Raw genomic sequence first — 20,326 nt, 5'->3', positions numbered from 1 at the left:
CAAAAACTGAAGCTATTTTCAATTTTTCAAACAAAAAGAAACTATGATATAGGGAAAAAAAATGGAAAGTGTTGCTTATATTCTGGTATTGGCTATGATGATTACAGTTTTATTTTTTGCTGTAGCATTTCGTGAGCCTCCTAAAATTCAAAAATAGAGAATTAAAAACTAAGGTATTTAAACATTTTGTTTTTTCTTAGTTTTAACTTAATATTCAAAGTCTTTTTCATCTCTCTTGATTAAATCCATGATTTAGTTAAGATAGTAAAGAAAGAGACTTTTTTTATTTATCCCAAACAGCAAAGTATCTGAACAAAATCAATTTACATATCTAAATTCTCATTTTTTCTCAAAGTTGCTTCTTATTGGTTTTCTGACGATGGAGGCAAAGTTTAATTCTCGATCGTTTATTCATTGAATTATAAACATATGTTATGTCCTTCTTGTAATTACGATAACACTAAAGTATTGGAATCTCGTACCACTGAGAAAGGACAGAGTATTCGACGACGAAGAGAATGTTTAAGATGTCGTCATCGTTTTACCACTTATGAAAGAATTGAATTTGTGCCAATTACTGTTATCAAAAAAGATGGAAGTACAGAATCTTTTGATCGCTCAAAAGTCTTAAGAGGTATAGTTCGTGCCTGTGAAAAAACAGGTATAGAGTCTGAATTATTAGAATCTTTGGTAGAAAATATTGAATCGAATATAGAAGAAAAATTTCCACGGGAAATAACTAGTGAAGATATTGGGGAATTAGTGTTAAGTCATTTAAGTAGTTTGTCAGAAGTAGCTTATATTCGTTTTATTTCTGTGTATGGTAAATTTACCAGTGTTGAAGATTTTGTTACAACTCTAAAAGAATTACAAAATAAAGAATAAACGGATCTGAATTTGACACAAAAAACGGATCAAGGCAAAACAAATATGAGCAAAAAGATTTGGAAACTAAATAGACAAAATTCACCAATAACAAAAATTCTTTATAATATTACTCATAAATAAAAAATTTTGCACCTTTTTAATGTTAGAGTAGATAATTGTCTATCATTAGTCAATCCATTTTTCCTTCAAGGAAAGAAGTCAACAACTCAACTGAGACAAAATATTAACCGTCAAAAGTTAGTAATTTGCTTGGGTGGTGTGTAGTTCACCATGTATGTTTGAAGCGTACGGAGCTAATAGACTGGATATTCCTCCATGAAATTAGTAACTATGAAAACTTTATCAATGATAGAAGTAGTAAATTTTATATTAATACCTATATCTATCTAGTCAGTAAACTTGAATAAACCTAAGTTTCTGAGGAGGGATTGAAAATTATCGCAATATTAAGTAAATTTGAAACAATAAATGAAATGCCTATGGTCACTCAGACAGAAACCGTAAATAGTAATATCGGCTTTACCCATGAAGACTTTGCCGCCCTATTAGATCAATATGATTATCATTTCAGTCCTGGTGACATTGTTGCTGGTACTGTTTTTAGTATGGAGCCAAGGGGAGCTTTGATTGATATAGGAGCAAAAACTGCCGCTTATATTCCCGTACAAGAGCTTTCTATCAATAGAGTTGATGATCCCAATGAAGTCTTACAACCTAATGAAACTAGAGAGTTTTTTATTCTTACGGATGAAAATGAAGATGGTCAGTTAACTCTTTCTATTCGTCGTATCGAGTATATGCGTGCTTGGCAGAGAGTTCGCCAATTACAGGAAGAAGATGCAACGGTTTATTCTAATGTCTTTGCTACTAATCGTGGTGGTGCATTGGTTCGAGTGGAAGGTTTAAGAGGATTTATTCCTGGATCTCATATTAGTGCTAAAGATACTAAAGAAGATTTAGTTGGTCAAGATTTACCTCTCAAATTTTTGGAAGTAGATGAAGAGCGTAATCGTCTTGTATTAAGTCATCGTCGTGCCTTAGTTGAACGTAAGATGAATGGTTTAGAAGTTAGCCAAGTGGTTATCGGTTCTGTACGTGGAATTAAACCTTATGGTGCTTTCATCGATATTGGCGGTGTAAGCGGTTTATTACACATTTCTGAAATTTCTCATGATCATATTGATACTCCTCATAGTGTCTTTAATGTTAATGATGAATTAAAAGTGATGATTATTGACTTAGACGCAGAAAGAGGACGTATTTCTCTCTCTACTAAGCAATTAGAACCCGAACCCGGTGATATGCTTAAAAATCGTGATTTAGTCTTTGAAAAAGCTGAAGAAATGGCGGTGAAATTCAGAGAAAAATTATTAGCTGGTGAAACTGAAACTACAACTATAGATCCAGCAGAGTTAGAAGGTATTTCTGCTGAAGAAGATGTAACTATCGATAATGTTTCCGGTGATAAGGGTGAAACTGCCTCTGTAGTGTCTAGTGATGATAACGATTCTAATGACAAGGAAGCAATTGTGGATGAAGAATTAATTCCTTCTGCGGTTGAGTAATTTTTCTCTCATTGATTTGATTTGCTCCTGTTAGCGTCAATATCAAATACTTTTATAAAAAATAGCAAGGGGTTTTGAAATATCCCTTGTTTTTTATTTGCTGAACATTTTTAAGTATTTTTTTCTCTTCTTCTCCTCTCTTCATCAAAATACTTTTTACGGACATCATAGTTATCTTAAACTCTAATTATATTCCAGTAATGCCCAGTAGCGAGAATCTCCCGGAAATTTAGCAAATACGATTATTTTGCCTGAATTTTCTATATCAATATTTCCTGTAAAAACATTGCCATAACGAGTTAAATTCTGCCATTGATTGCTTGATTTATTTAAAATTTTTACTTCTGTAGCTGAATCAATTTTTAGTTTAAAATAAATGTTTTGATTAGTAGCTAAACTGGCTGTTAATGGTGATTCTAAATAGCCATTATGATCATTAAAGTGTTTGAAAGTTGAAGGAAATTTATCCCCACTATTATTGGCATTAATATCATAAGTGACGATTAAAGGATAATTATTGCTATCATCTTTTGGCTTGGCAAATATCTCTAATTCATAATTACCTTTTTCAGGAAAAGTTGTATTAACAACTATATTGTCTCCTTTTTTTTGAACAAAAGTATAATTATCAGATAACTCTTGTTCTGCTGATTTTAATTTAGCGATCGCCACCACATTTTTAGGAGCTTTTAATGTGATATTAAGACGATTATCTGTATCAATTTTTAAATTTTTATGACTCATTAATTCTATATCATATTCAAATAAATTAGGAGAAACATCTGCAAAGGTATCAAATTGAGCGCGAGAAAAAGGTGTATTTAATAATTGCCATTGAGAATTTTCAGGGAAATGACTATAAATAAATTCTTCTGGCTTTGTAGCAAAATAATAAGGATTAAATTCAGCAAAAAAAACCTCATCATTGACTGTACCAGCACCCCAAGTTGTATCAATTAAATACCAATTATTATCAATTTTTACTGCATTCCACGCATGATTTACTTGATTGTCTTCACCGACAACGTAATTAATTCCTTTTGCATATCCTGTAACAATAATAGATTTTAAACCCATATATTGAGCTAACTGTTGATATAAATTAGCATAACCTGAACAAATAGTTGCTCTAGTATTTAAAACTGTTTCAACTGTTATATCAGGATAAATATTTTTTTCAAATAAATCAGATAAAGCTGCCACATCATAAGTAATATTATGAGTAATCCATGTATAAATTATTCTCGCTTTTTCTTCTTCTGTAGTAGCATATTGAGATAAAATATTAGCTAAATCTTGAACGGAATTACCTGTATATTCAATACTTCTAGCTTTACTATCAATGGCAGTAAATCTTTTTTCTTGAAGATTAACAGGGTTATTAATAATAATAGGCTCATCAATTTTTGTAACAAATTCTTCCGTTAAAAATTTTAAAGAATTAGGAGAAAAAGATAAAGAACTTAAAATGTTTTGCCATTTTAATTGTTGAGAGTTTAATCCAAAAAAATGAGGGTTATTTTTAATAGTCAAAACGATAGATAAAAAAACGATGAATATCCATAAACTAGAAATAATACTATTCTTTTTTTTGCGATTTTTTAGTTTTGTATTTCTTTGTTTTTCCCATTCTTGATATTCTCTTTTTGTTGTCATATAAATATTTAATAAAATTGATGATTAATGACTGTTATTTTAGTAGTTTTAAAGTTCTTAATTTTAAAAATTAAAATTCGTTAATTTTAATGATGTTATATATCTTTATTATTTATTGTTTTACTAATTTCTTGAATAAAAAGTCTTAACTTTTGTTTAGCAATATTTAGCATCTTTTCGTCAAATTGAAATTCTTGTAAATTCGCTAAAAATTCTATATACTCAATATCTAAAACTATTCTAAAATCATCAATTTTCCACAATAAATCAGAAGTAAATCTTAAATCATAAATATCATTTTTATGAGAAAAGTAGTTATTATCTTTAGCTTTTAAATCTACTAAAATTACTGGTCTTACCCAACAAATATTACGTTCATTAATTATATCAATAACTTCACAATATAAAGATTTATTTTGAGTATCTAAACAGACTATTTGACTATTAATAAAGGTTGACATTTTTTATTATTAGTTAACTGTATGGAATAAAACCTCTAAATCATCATTAATCAATGATAAAAAAGAGGTTAATAATTAATTATTTGAGAGTATTTAAAAACCACTAAATTTAAGCGACAACATAGGCAACTTTTAATGCCCAAATAATTAAAGCCGCAATGCTTCCGAGAATGATAACGGCGGAGATAGCCACGATTATAGGCTTATCTGCACCGTCAAATTTCATGATGCCACGATTTAAGTCAGACATAAAAACTTTTGATGATGAATATAACATGATTTCTTAGTTTCTAGGTTAACTCAAAAAAGTTCATAACTATTAAAACTGAGAAAAAAATTCACCATTCTTAATATGAAATAGATAGATGTTAATTTTTCTGAAAATCAACCATTATTAATTTTCAATTCCCCTTCCAACTGCCATGCAATCCATAGGGAATATGTTGTTTTAAATATAATGTTGCTATTGGTGTGCTAATGTCTTTTCCATCAAATATAACTAAATTAGAACGGTTTTGACTAGAATCATAGATTAAACTCAATATCCAACCATCATCTTCCGATTGAGGATTATTTTTAGATATAAATACTGATTCACCTGTAAAGCCTTTTGGGGCAAAAGAATATAATTGCTCTTCTTTAGTAACTAAATCTATTTTCAATAAACCTTGTAAAGGAGCATTTTTTGTGGGATGATCCGTTGCACCGATGAAAATATAACGATAATCTCCCCCAACATTTTCGGAGTTAATATAAGGAAATTCGACACAACGGTTATTAATTAATTCTTTGGTGACGGTTTTGGTACTTAAATTAAGTTTAAAACGCCATAATTGCCCCGGTGCTAATTTATCAAAATCTACTTCTTTATAACTATTATTTGGATCAATTTGACTTAATTCAGCGTAACAAATAGAATCTACGACGATTTCGTTATTATTAATCTCAAAAGCGTTACTATGATGAAAAATAAATCCCGCTTCAGTTTCAAGGGTGACGACTTTATCATGGGGGGCGTTACGAGGGATTAAAATAATTTTAGTGGGTTTAGTGCCATCAAAATCAAGACATTCCCCTGCACCTCGTAAACCAAAAACAAAAGGTAAAGGATTATAGGTAGTTGGGTTTTGAAAAAATATGCAATAGTTAGGAGTGATAACAAAATCATGGATGAAGCAAAATCCTCTCGTTTCGTGACTATATTTTTGAATAATTTTCCCTAATTCATCAAATTCATAAATATTTATAGTGCTAGAAGGTCCGGGTTTTATGCCAAAATTAATTAAACTAGGTTTATCATCATTAAATTGAGAATGAGGATCAATTCTAGGATGTGCGCTAAAAACTTCCCCTTGTTGTAAAATGCCGTCAAGATTGTCTAAACCTATGGTATCTAAATTTTCAGGATTGAGAGTATAAGGAAATGCTGCCTCCCATAAAGCTAATAATTTATTTCCCCAGTGAATAACATTAGTATTGGCAATATTTTTGACTCGAATATCGAATAAATTAGCTAACCAACCCCCCGGTTTTTGACTGCCAAAAACTCCACGATAAAGCATTTTACCCGCTTTTTGTTCTTCTAAATATTCTTTTGTTTTTACAAAGCGGTTACGGAAAAAACAGCTTCCATTTTCAAAGGTAAAAGCACAAATCATACCATCGCCATCAAAGGGATGTCGTAAAGGTGTGCCGTGAACTTCTAGTAATCCAGGTCCGTTGCGATATAATGTACCTGATAAATCTAGAGGTATCTCTCCTTCTACATCTTCAATGAGATATTCTAATTCTTGATACTGAGATTCATAACCTTTACGCCAATCTTCTAGAGAATAGGATTTATCATCTATAGCTGCTTTTTCTAACTGTTGCATAATATTTTCTTAAAATAACTTAATATTTATTTACAATTATTTATTATAAGTTATTTGTCATTAGACTTCTTTTAGAAGTTAGGCAATGGGTAATTTCGGAAAATCGGCTATTGATTAAATCAGCACTCAGTAATCATAGTTAATTAAAATAACACTGAGACAGTTAGAAAAAATATGCAGGATGAATAATACTGACAAATCAAGGTTTTTGAGAATTTTTAATATTATTAAACTGTTTCATTCTTATTTAAAATGACTATAAAAGCAGATAACTGATAACAAAAAAATTCTAATTTCTAATTATTAACTGGTTTAACACTTTTTCTAAAGATTCTCGTTTAACAGGCTTGGAAATATAGTCATTCATCCCTGCATCTAAGCAAATTTGGCGATCGCCTTCCATAGCATTAGCAGTCATAGCTATAATACAAGGTTGTATAGAAAGATTTTGACGAATCCAGTGAGTCGTTTGTAAACCATCTAATTGAGGCATTTGTATATCCATAAAGATTACGTCGTAATGATTAAATTTAACTGCTTCAATAACTTCCAAACCATTATTAACTACATCTGCTTGAAAGCCTAACTTTTGAAGAGTTAATAAAGCTACTTTTTGGTTGATGATATTATCTTCTGCTAAGAGAATTTTCAATAGATTAGGAGAAATAGGAGAAGGTTGCTGAATGTTGGATGTGGAATTATTGATTGTGGATGAGTTAACTACTTCGGTTAGAATCGTAAAATAAAAAGTTGAGCCGATATTTTCTTTTGATTTTACCCACATTTCACCTCCCATAATTTCTGCCAAACGTTTACTGATAACCAACCCTAAACCAGTGCCACCATATTTACGAGTGGTAGAAGCATCAACTTGGGAAAAGGCTTTAAAAAGGCGATTTAATCTTTCTTCGGGAATTCCTATACCAGTGTCTTGAATTGCAAATTGAATTGTATATTGACTATCTTTTATATGTTTGCTGGTAATATATAAAGTAACTGAACCTTGCTCGGTAAATTTTAAAGCATTGCCGATAAGATTAACTAAAATTTGTCTAATTCTGGTTACGTCTCCCTTGAAAAAATGGGGCGTTTGAGAGTTACAATTATATTGTAACTTTAAATTTTTAGCCTTTGCTTGAAATTGTAATAAATCAATAACGCTTTTGATAGATTCAAGAAGATTAAAAGGTTGATTTTCTAATTCTAATTTGCCAGATTCTATTTTAGAAAAATCAAGAATATCATTGAGAATCACTAATAAACTCTCACCACTATGACGAATAGTAGTTAAATAATCTCGTTGCTGAGAATTTAAAACAGTATCTTCTAATAAATTAATCATGCCAATTACCCCATTCATGGGAGTGCGAATTTCGTGACTCATCATCGCTAAAAATTCACTTTTCGATTGGTTAGCTAAATCGGCTTCTTTTCTCGCCTGTTGCAATAATTTATTTTTTAAGGCTAACTGATATAGTCTTTGTTTTTCTCTTTTTAATAAATCTGCTTGTGCAATAGCAATGCCCAATTGTGCACAAACAGCTTCTAGTAATTCGATTTCTTCTTGACTCCATTGATGATTTTGATGACAATAATGTAAGCCGATACAACCATTTACTTTTCCTCGATAAAAAGTACAACAAGTTAATAAAGACTTTAGAGACATCATTTTTAACATATCTTGTACCTTTAAAAGTAAAGGATGATTCTCCGTATTATTAACAGCAATAGCTTTTTCTGTAGTTAAAAGAGCTTCCATATACTTATTATCAATAATCGGAATTTTTATACCTAATAGAGAAGGTAAATCGCCCTTAATATATTCAGACACAGAAACAATGACAGGATTTTTTTCTTCTTGATAGGTAAAAATCATAGCTTGATCTACGCCAAAAGTATTACCTATTACTTGGGCAGCGGTAGCGAAAATTTCGTCAGGATTTAAACTTTGACGAATTTTGTCAGTAATTTTCGTCAATAAAATACTTTTATTCAATTGTTGCTGTAACTTATCTTCTGTAACTTTGCGATCACTAATATCAGTACAAGAACCAATATATCCCAAAAATTCCCCAGACTGATCATAACGAGGAATACCTACATCTAAAAACCAATAGTATTTACCATCAAAACGACGCATACGATATTCCATCTGAAAAGAAGATTGTAAATCAAAAGAAGATAAATAAATATTGTTGGATTGTGTAATGTCATCAGGATGAATATTAGATAACCAACCATTACCAATTTCTTCTTCTAAAGTATGCCCACTAAAATCTAACCATGTTTTATTAACATAATTACATAAACCATCTTTTCCAGATACCCAAATCAAAACTGGGGCATTATCTGCCATAATCTGAAAACGTATTTCACTTTCTTTGATTGCTGATTCAGCTTTTAGGCGTTGGGTTATATCATTACCGATGGCAAGAAATACTGATTGATTATTTTGTTTGATTAATTGTAGATGAATTTCTATAGGATAATAAGAATTATCTTGACGTTGATGAATAGTTTGAAAAACAATAATTTCTTTTTCTTTATTTACAAGAGGTTTAATTAATTCAGTAAATTTGTCATAACTATATTCTGGTTTGATATCAAGAAGAGTTAAAGTCTGGAGAGTTTTTAAATCATAGTCAATATTTTGTAATGCACCTCGATTAGCATAGATGAATTTAAAAGTATCGGCAGAAAAAACATAAACTTCATTAAGGCTAACCTCGAGAAAATAAGCTAACTGTTTCCTTTCTGCTTCTAAAGCAACTTTTTCACTAACATCTCGTAAAATCACTGTAAAAATAACTTCTTGATTAATTTCTAATTTAGAAATAGAAGCCTCCGCAGGAAACTCTTCCCCATTGCGACGAAGCCCAAAAACTAATCTTTCAGTATTAGGATTCATGGATTGACAACGATTAATTTGAGGAGAAAATTCAAACTTTTTTACATATTGACGATGAGAATTAATAAAACGTTGAGGTAATAAAATATCTAAAGATTTACCCATTACCTCTTCTGGTTGATAACCGAAAATTTTTGTCGCACCTTGATTAAACATAATAATTTCTTGGCGATGATTCACTGAAATAATGGCATCATTAGCTACATCGAGAATCCCTGAGAGAGTTTTTTCCGTGCGATTTAACTCTGACTGAATTTGAATTGATTTAATTAACTCTTGTTGATATTTATAATTTAACGTCTGTAATTCTGTGGTGCGTTGATTAACTTTAAACTCTAAATTAGCACTACCTTTTTGTACTTGTTTTAATAAAGTAGCTTGTTGAATACCAATAGCTAATTGTACTGATAATTGTTCTAAAAGTTCAATTTCTTCTCTTAACCAAACATGAGGATTTGTGCAATCATGGGCAACTAATAAACCCCATAACTTATCATTAACAATAATTGACACCACTAAGTTAGCTTTAACCTGAAAACTTTGTAATAATTCTCGATGACAAGGATTAATTTTGGCAAAAGAAATATCTTCCATTACTTTTGTTTCTCTTGACTTAGCACAATTCAACCACTCTGGAGTAAAACATTCATCTTTGACAATATAGCCAATAAGGGATAAAGAATTCTTTTTAACAGCTTCTACTGCTATTTCTCCATCACCATCTCGAAAACGATAAACCACCACTCTATCAACTTCTAAAAGAGAAAGAATTTCATTAACAGCAGTTTGTAAAATAATCTTTAAATCTAGTGAAGAGCGAATACGTAAGGCAATGTCTGATATTAGCTTACCTCTTTTTTCCACAGACTGTAAATTATGTTTTTGTTCTTGAATTAATTGTTTTAATAAATTCGTCTTTTCTGTTTGTAAAACTTCTACTTGACGCTCTAAAACGCTAATTACCCCTTGTAGTTCTCTAGGATCTATACCGTCTAAAACACTACTTTGAGTAATAATTCCGATTAAATCCCCCAAAGAATCTACTACCACTAATCGACGTAGGTGATTCTTTTGCATAATTTCATGAGCATTCCAAAGACATTCTTCAGCAGAAATTACCATTAATGGCACAGTCATAACTTCTTTAGCTTCTACAGTATTAAAATCTAACCGAATCGCTTGATAACGCACAATATCTTTTTCGGTGATAATTCCTACTGGTTTAATGGTATCTCTATCAGTTTTTTCCCCAATAACCACACAACTAATATGATTATCTGCCATTAAGTTAACTAAATCTATTAGTCTTTGATGAGGCGAAGCATAAATCATATTTCTACTCATCACTTCACCAATATAACGATGTTTTAATAAATCTAAAGGTTGCAAAGTTGATCTAATACTATTAGGCGTAACTATACCAACTACTTCTTCTTGATCATTAACAATGGGTAAATGACGAATGTGATGATGTTTAAAAATATCAATTAAATCTACTAAATTGATCAATTTATCAGCAGAAAAAGTAATTAAATCCCTTGTCATTATTTCTGCTGCTACCATTTTTTCTAAAGGTAATAATTGTGCAGATAGTTTAACAATATCTCTTTCAGTAATTAATCCTACTAAACGGTGATTACTCACCACTAAAGCACAACTCACAGAAGATTTTTGCTGTCTATTTCTTTTATCCAATTTAAAGTAACGTTCACTGATCTTAATAATTACTTCCAGCAAAGGAGTATCCAAAGCAACTGTTATAAAATCATCGCTGATGGGCAGATTTTTGCTAGATTCAAGAGGATAATCAGATTGAGAATACATTACTTTTACATTTTGATGAAGTAATAATTAATCGAGTTTATGGATAATTTTTATAAGTTTAAAATGTATAATTTATTATGTTTTAGTACTTATGAAAAAAAGATTATTAAAATAACAAAAAAATAATTATTAATGTTAATTGCCTTAATTATTAACTAATAAAAAGCTGGTTAAAAAAATATATCCATTTCAGATCTTCCCGTCGTTTTAAGCCAATTTTGAGCTTCTAAATAACTATTTGGAGAAATTCTGATGGCTTGTTTCCAATATTCTGCGGCTTTATCAAATAATCTTTCCGCTTCGTCTTCTTCTGTTTCTTGTTTACACTTTTCTCCTTGATGATGATAAATAACGGCAATATTATTTAACACAGAAGGTTTACGGGGATTTAATTCTAATGACTGATGGTAATAGTCTAAGGCTTCGTCTAATTTACCATTACTGGCATGAATTAAGCCTATATTATATAAGATTTCACTTCGATCATTAGAATCTTCTTCTAATTTAAGAGCCTCATAATAATTATCTAAAGCTTCGGCATATTCACCATCGGCTTGAGCAGACATTCCATCACGATAATAAACAAAAGCTTCTTTTGATTTAGCATCAATGGGTAAAACTTTTAAAATAATATCCGCCATAACGGTAAAAGTTTTATCTATAAAATTATCATTTCTTTGAGATCTTGGCATATATTAAACAATTAATAATTAATAATTAACAATGAGCAATTAAATAAGCTAAAACACATCTAAAGTGACTGGTGAAGCTAGGCAATATAATAGGTAAGAGTTTGAGTTTTTTAATTTTTTTACTAATTTTTTAAACAGTAAGTTAAATGCGTCTCAACCTACTTATTATTATTGCCTTTGTTCACTTATTACTTAGGATTTAGGGGCACGGGTGACAACTTGATCAATTAAACCGTAATCTTTAGCTTCTTGTGCTGACATAAAGAAATCTCTTTCAGTATCTTCTTCGATTTTTTCGAGAGTTTGCCCTGTATGAGAAGCCATATAAGTATTTAGTTGTTTTTTGAGGTAAAGTATTTCTCTTGCCTGAATTTCGATGTCTGTAGCTTGTCCTTGTGCGCCCCCTAATGGTTGGTGAATCATGATTCTGGAGTTCGGTAAACTCATTCTTTTACCTTTTGCACCAGCACTTAATAAAAATGCGCCCATACTAGCTGCTAGTCCAACACATATAGTACAAACATCAGGCTTAACTTGATTCATCGTGTCAAAAATACCTAATCCTGCAGACACTGAACCACCAGGAGAGTTAATGTAGAGATAAATATCTTTTTCAGGATCTTCTGCTTCTAATAGTAATAGTTGTGCAACTAAAGAATTTGCTAGTTCATCAGTTACTTGTTGTCCTAAAAATACTATTCTTTCTCTAAGTAAACGAGAATAAATATCGAAAGCACGTTCGCCACGCCCCGAAGTTTCAATAACAGTTGGTACCATTCAGTTAATCTCAATTATCTTTACTATTCTTGATAATCTTGATTGTACCTAATATGGGTAAGATTCAGAGGGATTATTCAAATGATTTATGAATTGGGCGAATGGTATTCGCCCTTATTACCTACCAATTACTTATACTCCAAAATATTAGTCACGACTATTAATCGCAATCAATAATCTGAGAATAAAAACAAAAAGATTGATATAGGTAAGGTACATAGAAAGAGATGCAGATAGATACTGATCATCTCGATAAGCACGAGGTAAGATATAAAAATCTACCACTGATGCACCTGCGAATAAAAATACTCCTAAACCTGAAATCCCAATTTCTAGCCATGTGGGAGTAAAAATACCGAAAAAGCTCAAGACTAACTGTAAGACAATAACCACCAAAAGAGCTATTATTCCTAACTGCACAGTTTTAGTTAAGGCTAATCCGTCTTCATCTCCGAGATTTGAGCCAATATTTCTTGCCACAATAAAAGTAATCCCACAACCCAAAGCAGCGATCGCTACACCTTTAAGTCCGACTCCATCAGTACCTAAAGCTACAAAAACAATACCACTAAGGGTATAACCAGTTAAGAGACTGTATAAAACTAAAAGAGGTAAAGCGGTACTGTTGTTTGCCCTTTCAGCAATACCTCTAACTACGAAAAACAGTACTAATTGAGCAATTATTGCACCAATAAAGGTAGGCATAAATAAACCAGGGTTAGATTGAATCATACCCAAACCGCCATAAGTGCCAACGGCAGTTAAGACTAAACTACCACCAAGATAAGGTAACGCTTTATTAATTACATTTGGTCCTAATAAAGATTGTCCTTGAGCTTTTTTAATGGCATCACGAAAATTACTTGTTGTTGTCATCGGATTTTTAAAAAATCTAATTATTAAACTACATCTACCAATTTAACCTACCTTTTATCTTTTATGGCATAGTATGAACCGAACTCACCTGATTAATCAATTCTTTTAAAAGGATAATTTGAAGACATTTCAAGATTTTTTTCTTTTTTCCTTGCTTTTTTAATTAATCCTAGATACAATAAATAAATGTGAGCAAATTGCTCTAAGGGGGCGTGGCGGAATGGTAGACGCTGCGGACTTAAAATCCGTTGACCTTTATCGGTCGTGAGAGTTCAAGTCTCTCCGCCCCCACTGTTTTTAATGTTTATTTATAACTTTTGAAAAGTACTATTTTAGAGAAATTAGTAACTGAATAATCGCGGTTTTTTGGTCATCTATGATTGCTTAATAACTTGGAGTTTTAAGTCGTAATTGAATGATCTATTCTAGCTTATCTGAGTTCGATCTAAAATAGTGATAAATAGGTTGGAAGACAATCTGACAAGGAGATTATATTTTTTGATAATCAAATTATTTTAAAAATAGACAAATATGGTCAATTCTTCTATTTAATCAATTGTGTCTTTTTCATCATTTTTCTTGTATCGATCTCAGATTAGCTTAGTTTAAAGTACTTATTACTTACTCTTGATTCGTAACTGTTTATAATTTACTGATAATTCTCTGTAAGATTTCGATTCCCGTAAATGCTTGCCAACCAAACACTAAAAGCATACTCATATTAATACCAACATGGGTAAATCTAGCGAAAGTATTACCTTTTTGCATATAAGGCACTAAAGATGCAGAAACTGCTACCATCGCCATCATGACTAAACCAGCTAATAAATGAGGACCGACAAATAGCTTACCATTATTAATATAGGTAACAGCCATGCCACCTATTGTACCTAAAACCACTAAAGCGAGAAAAATTGAGCCGACTTGATGATGACGATTAGCAAAATTACCTTTGATTAATTCTTTTCTAGTTTCTTTATCTGCTTGACGAGTGCGTTTTGCTTTTATTCCTAAATATAAAGCATAAATTGCTGTAGCAAATAATACCCACATTAGAAGAGGGTGTCCAAATTGTGACCATGTTTTAATGGCTTGGGGAATTTCAAAATTCATTGTTTCTCTACCTTTTTAGTTTAAACTTAAAATTATTTCATATAAATTAACATAGCATTAACAGGTGATCCATGTTAACTGTAATTGAGGAAGTAGAATCATCCGTAAATGCACAGAGTAACAAGATTATGTCACAATCAAAAAAGGAAAAGTTTAAGTGGAGTTAGGATTAAAAATAAAATGAATTCACCAATTCAAGCTGTAAGTGCACCCTATCGAGGAGATGCTTATTATCGCACCCCACCTCCTGATTTACCATCTTTGTTGTTAAAAGAAAGAATTGTTTATTTAGGATTGCCTTTAGTCTCCCCCGATGAGTATAAAGATCAATTAGGGGTTGATGTTACGGAATTAATCATTGCACAATTGTTATTTTTGCAATTTGATGATCCTGAAAAACCTATTTATCTGTATATTAACTCTACAGGTACATCTTGGTATGGAGGAGATTCCATCGGCTTTGAAACGGAAGCCTTTGCTATTTGTGATACTATCAGCTATATCAAGCCTCCTGTACATACTATCTGTTTAGGTCAAGCAATGGGCACAGCCGCTATGATTTTAGCCTCTGGCACAAAAGGGTGTCGAGCAAGTCTTCCCCATGCTAGTATTATTCTCCATCAAGCTAGACAAGGAGCACAAGGACAAGCTACGGATATTCAAATTCGTGCAAAAGAAGTTATCGTCAATAAAAGAGTAATGCTTAACATTCTTGCGGATAAAACAGGACAAACTCCTGAAAAAATAGAGAAAGATACAGATCGTATGTTCTATATGAATCCTCAACAAGCTAAAGAATATGGCATTATTGACAAAGTTTTAGAAAGCAGTAAAGATTTACCTGTGCCTTTAGCACCAGTTAATTGATAATTTATCTTTCTTACTTAACTGATGTTAAATCGAAAGTCTTATCTTGATAAAGGTAACAATTCAAAGATAGATTTCTGAACAATTCATCAAAATTTATTGTCAATTATTAACATCAATAGACATTTCCAGAAAAAGAAATTTAAAATCAATTCTTATTTAGAAATGATCAATTCTTATTACTATTGCCTATTCCTCATTCCTTAGCTTCTAAAAGAAGTCTAACCATTTTATTCACTTTAACAAAATTAAAAAGATAAAACTATGCCTATTGGAGTACCTAGAGTTCCATATCAAGCACCTGGACAACCTTACAGCGACTGGGTTAATATTTATGATCGCCTTTATAGGGAACGCATTATTTTTTTAGGTAGAGGAGTTAATGATAGTTTAGCTAACCAAATTATTGCGGTGATGTTGTATCTCGACTCCGAAGACAATAATAAGCCTATCTATCTTTATATTAACTCTCCCGGTGGCTCGGTAACAGCTGGACTTGCGATTTATGACACCATGCAACATATAAAATCTGAAGTTGTAACAATTTGTGTTGGTTTAGCCGCTTCGATGGGAGCATTCTTACTAACAGCTGGTGCAAAAGGTAAACGTTTAGCCTTACCTCACTCTCGGATTATGATACATCAACCCTTAGGGGGAGTACAAGGAAGAAGACAAGCTACTGATATTGAAATCGAAGCTAAAGAAATTCTACGTATTCGTGATGACTTAAATAGCATGATGGCATATCATACAGGGCAAACTATTGAAAAAATTGCCAAAGATACTGATAGAGACTATTTCATGTCAGCTCAAGAAGCCCTTGAATATGGTTTAATCGATAAAGTTATCGAAGATAGAGTTTAATCAATTAACAATTAACAATTAACAATTAACAATTAACAATTAAAAGATACATTTATTACTTATTCTTTCTCCCTTTTAAAAATTATGAGTACAGTAATTTTGAACTTAGAAAATGTAGGTATCACTGATGATCAATTTTATAGTTTATGTCAAGTAAATCCTAATTGGAATTTAGAAATAAATAAACAAGGAGAATTAATGATTATGCCCCCTATTGGTGGGATTAGCGGTAATCGAGAAGCCAATTTAATTACAGATTTAACTGTTTGGAATCGTGATAAAAAATTAGGTATTGTTTTTAGCTCATCGACTATTTTTTGTTTACCAAATGGTGCAAAAAGATCACCAGATGTAGCTTATATTAAACTAGAAAATTGGCAAAAATTAACTTTAGAAGAACAAGAAAAATTTCCACCTATTTGTCCCGATTTTGTCATTGAATTACGTTCTAAAACTGATTCTTTAAAACCTTTACAAGAAAAGATGAAAGAATATTTAGAAAGTGGTTTACAACTAGGTTGGTTAATCAATCCTCAACAGCAAGAAGTCGAAATTTATCGTGCTAATCAAACTGTCGAAACATTCTCTTTACCAACTATTTTATCAGGGGAAAATGTTCTACCTGAATTTACTCTAAATTTACCAATTTATAACTAATTTTTAAAGATATGATGTTCATAGGTTGGGTTCAAAAATGAAATCCAAAATTATCAATCAAAAGATTACAGTTACTAATTCTCGCATCATTGAAGTAGAAGATTTAGGATTCATACCCTATAAACTAGCTTGGGAATATCAACAAAAATTAGTCAAAGAAAGATTAGAAAATTTTGAATTACCAGACAAATTATTATTAGTTGAACATCCTTCTGTTTATACTCTTGGAACAGGTTCAACCTTAGAAAACCTCAAATTTGACTTAAATAAGTTTTCAGGTGAATTATATCGCACAGAAAGAGGCGGAGAAGTAACATTTCACTGTCAAGGGCAAATAGTAGTTTATCCTATTTTAAATTTACACTATTATCAAAAAGATTTACACTGGTATTTAAGACAATTAGAGGAAGTAATTATCCAATTATTAGCTAAATATAATCTCAAATCTCAAAGAATAAATGGCTTAACAGGAGTGTGGATTAATGAAGCAAAAATCGCCGCTATTGGTATTAAAGTCAAACGTTGGATTACTATGCACGGATTTGCTTTAAATGTTTGTTGTGATTTATCAGGTTTTGGGAAAATTATCCCTTGTGGTATCAAAAATAAATTAGTAACAAGATTATCCGATTATTATCCTAATATTTGTATTTTAGAAGTGAAAAAACAATTAGTCAAAACTTTTGCGGAAGTTTTTTAAATATTTTTTAACCTGTTAAGCTAAAACTCATTTAAGTTCTATATATATTTGTTACTGATAAATAAATTTAACTGTCTGTTTTGAGTATTTTAACTTAATTTAAATAGGTTTTAGCTTATCAGTTATTTTATTTTTGCTTGATTACTGAATATATATGATATGAATAAAAAGACTTCTTCTATCTAAAGCATTCAAAAAAAGAACATTATGAATATCATTCAATTAGATGTCAGGCAAACTATAATTGTGGCTATTTTAGTCTTATATTTTGGTAAATATCTCACTCAAAAGATTCAGTTTTTACAAAATTTTAATATTCCTGATGCAGTTTCAGGAGGCGTTTTAGCTTCCTTCTTTTTTGGTATTTTATATAGCGTTTTTCATCTTCAAGTAGATTTTAGTCTCAATATTCGTGATGCTTTATTAATTATATTTTTTACCACCATTGGACTTTCTTCTAAGTTAAAAACTCTTTTACAAGGAGGAAAACCTTTATTAATTCTCTTAGCTATCGCTGTCAGTTATCTCTTTTTACAAAATTTAACGGGAGTAGCCGTTGCTTCTATTATAGGGTTAGGTAAACCTATCGGCTTAATTTCAGGCTCTATTTCCCTCAGTGGTGGTCATGGTACGGCGATCGCATGGTCTTCTATACTCAGAGAGACTTACGGCATTGAGAATGCTTTAGAAATTGGTATTGCTAGTGCTACATTTGGTTTAGTTTTAGGTGGTATTATTGGTGGTCCTGTCGCTCGATTGTTAATCACTAGAAATCGATTAAAAGTCAACGAATCTAAAGAAAGTTTGAGTATTGGAGTCAAACATAATCAAAAAAACGTCAGAATTGATTATAATACGATGCTTTATAGTTTGCTGGTTTTAGGAATCACTATTGGCTTAGGTCTTCAAATCAATTATATAGTTGCTTTAATGGCGTTAAAATTACCTGATTTTGTAGCTTGTTTATTGGCAGGAATTATTCTAACCAATACCATACCTTTAATTTTCAAAAATACTCCTTGGACTACAGATACACCATCTTTAGCACTAATTTCAGATGTGAGTTTGGGTTTATTTTTGTCTATGTCATTAATGAGCTTACAATTATGGACACTAACAGAAATAGGTATTCCCATTGCTGTTATTCTCATAGCACAATTTATTGCAGTCGTTACTTATACTATCTTTCTTGTTTTTCCAGTTATGGGCAAAAATTATAATGCGGCGGTGATTTGTGCTGGTTATCTTGGTTTAGCTCTCGGTGCTACTCCTACTGCGATCGCAAATATGACAGCAGTGACGGAAAAATTTGGTGCATCTCCTCAAGCATTTATTATTGTGCCTTTAGTAGGAGCATTTTTTATTGATATTGTTAACGCTTTTGTTATTCAACGATTTCTAAATTTAATTACTTAGAAACTATAGTAATTTGATTTTGCTTTAATTTTATCAGTCTCAATTTTTTGATTTTTAAAGATTTTAAATGTGTGAGTAGTTAGTTTAAATTCTTCAATCATTTTTAATAAATTTAACCTTTTTTCGATATGCTCTGAAACTCGTTGAAAATATAATTAAAATAAATCTATTTTGATGTATTAATAAAATTGTTATTTTCTTGTTTAATAGATGGTTAATTTACAGTAATTTTTTTTAATTTAATATTATTTATTATTTTGACATTAGCAATTTTATTTAATCTCACCCTATGTTAACCTGAGTTTTGGTTAAGCAGATTGAGGTAAAAGCCATTCTAAACGGAGACTCGGCTTTTTTGCTTGGTGAGAATATGCGATTAATCCACATAATAAGTTGACACAAAAATTTATTGGTGAACGATGGCGTGAATGTTCTATTTGTGAGATATTCTTTAATTGATCATTAATGGTTTCGACAATCAATCGCTTACGAGATAGTAATTTGTCGTGAAGACGCATTAATTTGTTTTTCATGTTACGTTTCCTCTTGGCAAAAAACTCGATTCCGTAATCTTTCAAAAGTTTGGTCGTTAATTTTTGAGATACATAACCTCCATCAGCAAACACTTTACCCCAAAGTTTTTGGAGAAGATCAATTACTGGTTTTCGGTCATCCACATTTCCCCCAGTCAGACTCATATGGAGAATTTCTCCCAGTTCATTGACTACTAGATGAAGTTTAAAACCAAAAAACCAATCCACAGAGGTTTTTCCTCTCGCCCCTAAATCCTGAAATACCTTATGTCGTGAAATACGTCGATTGTGACACACTTGAATCTTCGTAGAGTCAATAAAACTAATCCCTGTACAATTGCCAAAGCAATGTTTGAGATAAACACACAAAGGAATGACAGTTGATGGTACCCATTGAATAAAACGTTGATAACTAGGTAGTTTTGGAAAAGCATCGAACCAATATTGTTGAACGTGATTGAGATAAAAATGTTTGAAATTACGGTAATGGTTCTGATGGAAAGCGATAAGGATGGTCATAATTTCACTTAGACAAAGACTTTTGGCTCTAAGACGAGTAACAGCTCCATGAGATAAGAGCTTTTGTTGCCATTGAGTCTCAAATTGTTGGCAGAAATCATCGACATGACAAAATAAATAGTCTAAATTAAACATA

The 20,326-nt window shown here is 31.2% G+C and carries 18 protein-coding genes and 1 tRNA gene; 9 read left to right on the top strand and 10 right to left on the bottom strand.

Features of this window, described 5'->3' with window-relative positions:
* Window positions 1-61: 61 nt before the first annotated feature.
* From GM3708_RS00200 to GM3708_RS00190, 3 genes are all read left to right on the top strand, one after another.
* Window positions 62-157 carry a photosystem II reaction center protein T gene (locus GM3708_RS00200; RefSeq protein ID WP_066342826.1) on the top strand — a complete coding sequence of 32 codons (96 nt, stop codon included), beginning with the start codon at window positions 62-64 and terminating at the stop codon, window positions 155-157.
* A gap of 272 nt (window positions 158-429) precedes the next feature.
* Window positions 430-885 carry a transcriptional regulator NrdR gene (gene nrdR / locus GM3708_RS00195; protein ID WP_066342824.1) on the top strand — a complete coding sequence of 152 codons (456 nt, stop codon included), beginning with the start codon at window positions 430-432 and terminating at the stop codon, window positions 883-885.
* A 482-nt stretch (window positions 886-1,367) separates the two neighbouring features.
* Window positions 1,368-2,453, top strand: a complete 1,086-nt coding sequence (locus tag GM3708_RS00190; RefSeq protein WP_066349277.1) for a 30S ribosomal protein S1 — start codon at window positions 1,368-1,370, stop codon at window positions 2,451-2,453.
* A gap of 183 nt (window positions 2,454-2,636) precedes the next feature.
* On the opposite strand, the gene GM3708_RS00185 is transcribed toward GM3708_RS00190, so the two are convergent.
* The 8 genes from GM3708_RS00185 to GM3708_RS00155 form a co-directional block, all read right to left on the bottom strand.
* A complete protein-coding gene (locus GM3708_RS00185; RefSeq protein WP_066342823.1) occupies window positions 2,637-4,109 on the bottom strand; it encodes a transglutaminase domain-containing protein in 1,473 nt (490 codons plus the stop codon).
* 95 nt (window positions 4,110-4,204) lie between these two features.
* Window positions 4,205-4,570, bottom strand: a complete 366-nt coding sequence (locus GM3708_RS00180; protein ID WP_066342821.1) for a hypothetical protein — start codon at window positions 4,568-4,570, stop codon at window positions 4,205-4,207.
* 109 nt (window positions 4,571-4,679) lie between these two features.
* A complete protein-coding gene (locus tag GM3708_RS18795) occupies window positions 4,680-4,820 on the bottom strand; it encodes a hypothetical protein (RefSeq protein WP_173644985.1) in 141 nt (46 codons plus the stop codon).
* Window positions 4,821-4,971: 151 nt separating this feature from the next.
* On the bottom strand, window positions 4,972-6,444 hold the full coding sequence (locus GM3708_RS00175; protein WP_066342813.1) for a carotenoid oxygenase family protein: 1,473 nt from the start codon (window positions 6,442-6,444) through the stop codon (window positions 4,972-4,974).
* Between the two features lie 289 nt (window positions 6,445-6,733).
* Window positions 6,734-11,176 carry a PAS domain S-box protein gene (locus tag GM3708_RS00170; RefSeq protein WP_066342811.1) on the bottom strand — a complete coding sequence of 1,481 codons (4,443 nt, stop codon included), beginning with the start codon at window positions 11,174-11,176 and terminating at the stop codon, window positions 6,734-6,736.
* 170 nt (window positions 11,177-11,346) lie between these two features.
* Window positions 11,347-11,868: a photosystem I assembly protein Ycf3 gene (locus GM3708_RS00165; protein ID WP_066342809.1), complete on the bottom strand. Its 522-nt coding sequence runs from the start codon at window positions 11,866-11,868 to the stop codon at window positions 11,347-11,349.
* Window positions 11,869-12,060: 192 nt separating this feature from the next.
* Complete coding sequence (clpP, locus tag GM3708_RS00160) at window positions 12,061-12,645, bottom strand: ATP-dependent Clp endopeptidase proteolytic subunit ClpP (protein ID WP_066342807.1); 585 nt, start codon at window positions 12,643-12,645, stop codon at window positions 12,061-12,063.
* 147 nt (window positions 12,646-12,792) lie between these two features.
* Window positions 12,793-13,521 carry a Bax inhibitor-1 family protein gene (locus GM3708_RS00155; RefSeq protein ID WP_066342803.1) on the bottom strand — a complete coding sequence of 243 codons (729 nt, stop codon included), beginning with the start codon at window positions 13,519-13,521 and terminating at the stop codon, window positions 12,793-12,795.
* Between the two features lie 206 nt (window positions 13,522-13,727).
* Here GM3708_RS00155 and GM3708_RS00150 point away from each other — a divergent pair.
* Window positions 13,728-13,812 (top strand) — tRNA-Leu (locus tag GM3708_RS00150).
* A 351-nt stretch (window positions 13,813-14,163) separates the two neighbouring features.
* On the opposite strand, the gene GM3708_RS00145 is transcribed toward GM3708_RS00150, so the two are convergent.
* The gene (locus GM3708_RS00145; RefSeq protein ID WP_066342800.1) at window positions 14,164-14,634 is read right to left on the bottom strand and encodes a DUF4079 domain-containing protein; all 471 of its coding nucleotides are present in this window, start codon (window positions 14,632-14,634) and stop codon (window positions 14,164-14,166) included.
* Window positions 14,635-14,814: 180 nt separating this feature from the next.
* Between GM3708_RS00145 and GM3708_RS00140 the strand changes: the two genes are divergently transcribed.
* The 5 genes from GM3708_RS00140 to gltS all read left to right on the top strand — a co-directional run bounded on the left by GM3708_RS00140 (window position 14,815) and on the right by gltS (window position 19,138).
* Complete coding sequence (locus GM3708_RS00140) at window positions 14,815-15,501, top strand: ATP-dependent Clp protease proteolytic subunit (RefSeq protein ID WP_066342797.1); 687 nt, start codon at window positions 14,815-14,817, stop codon at window positions 15,499-15,501.
* 264 nt (window positions 15,502-15,765) lie between these two features.
* Complete coding sequence (locus GM3708_RS00135; RefSeq protein WP_066342795.1) at window positions 15,766-16,365, top strand: ATP-dependent Clp protease proteolytic subunit; 600 nt, start codon at window positions 15,766-15,768, stop codon at window positions 16,363-16,365.
* 84 nt (window positions 16,366-16,449) lie between these two features.
* Window positions 16,450-17,022 carry a Uma2 family endonuclease gene (locus GM3708_RS00130; protein WP_066342787.1) on the top strand — a complete coding sequence of 191 codons (573 nt, stop codon included), beginning with the start codon at window positions 16,450-16,452 and terminating at the stop codon, window positions 17,020-17,022.
* Window positions 17,023-17,059: 37 nt separating this feature from the next.
* A complete protein-coding gene (gene lipB, locus GM3708_RS00125; RefSeq protein ID WP_066342784.1) occupies window positions 17,060-17,722 on the top strand; it encodes a lipoyl(octanoyl) transferase LipB in 663 nt (220 codons plus the stop codon).
* A gap of 207 nt (window positions 17,723-17,929) precedes the next feature.
* Window positions 17,930-19,138, top strand: coding sequence for a sodium/glutamate symporter (gene gltS, locus GM3708_RS00120; protein WP_066342781.1), 1,209 nt, complete (start codon window positions 17,930-17,932; stop codon window positions 19,136-19,138).
* A gap of 308 nt (window positions 19,139-19,446) precedes the next feature.
* Here gltS and GM3708_RS00115 read toward each other — a convergent pair whose 3' ends face one another.
* Window positions 19,447-20,325, bottom strand: a complete 879-nt coding sequence (locus GM3708_RS00115; protein ID WP_066342778.1) for an IS982 family transposase — start codon at window positions 20,323-20,325, stop codon at window positions 19,447-19,449.
* Window position 20,326 lies beyond the last annotated feature (1 nt).

Origin of the sequence: Geminocystis sp. NIES-3708, from assembly GCF_001548095.1 — a bacterium.
In the GTDB taxonomy this organism is placed as follows: domain Bacteria; phylum Cyanobacteriota; class Cyanobacteriia; order Cyanobacteriales; family Cyanobacteriaceae; genus Geminocystis.
Note: the sequence above shows the minus strand (reverse complement) of the source record. Positions and strands in the feature narration are given on the sequence as shown.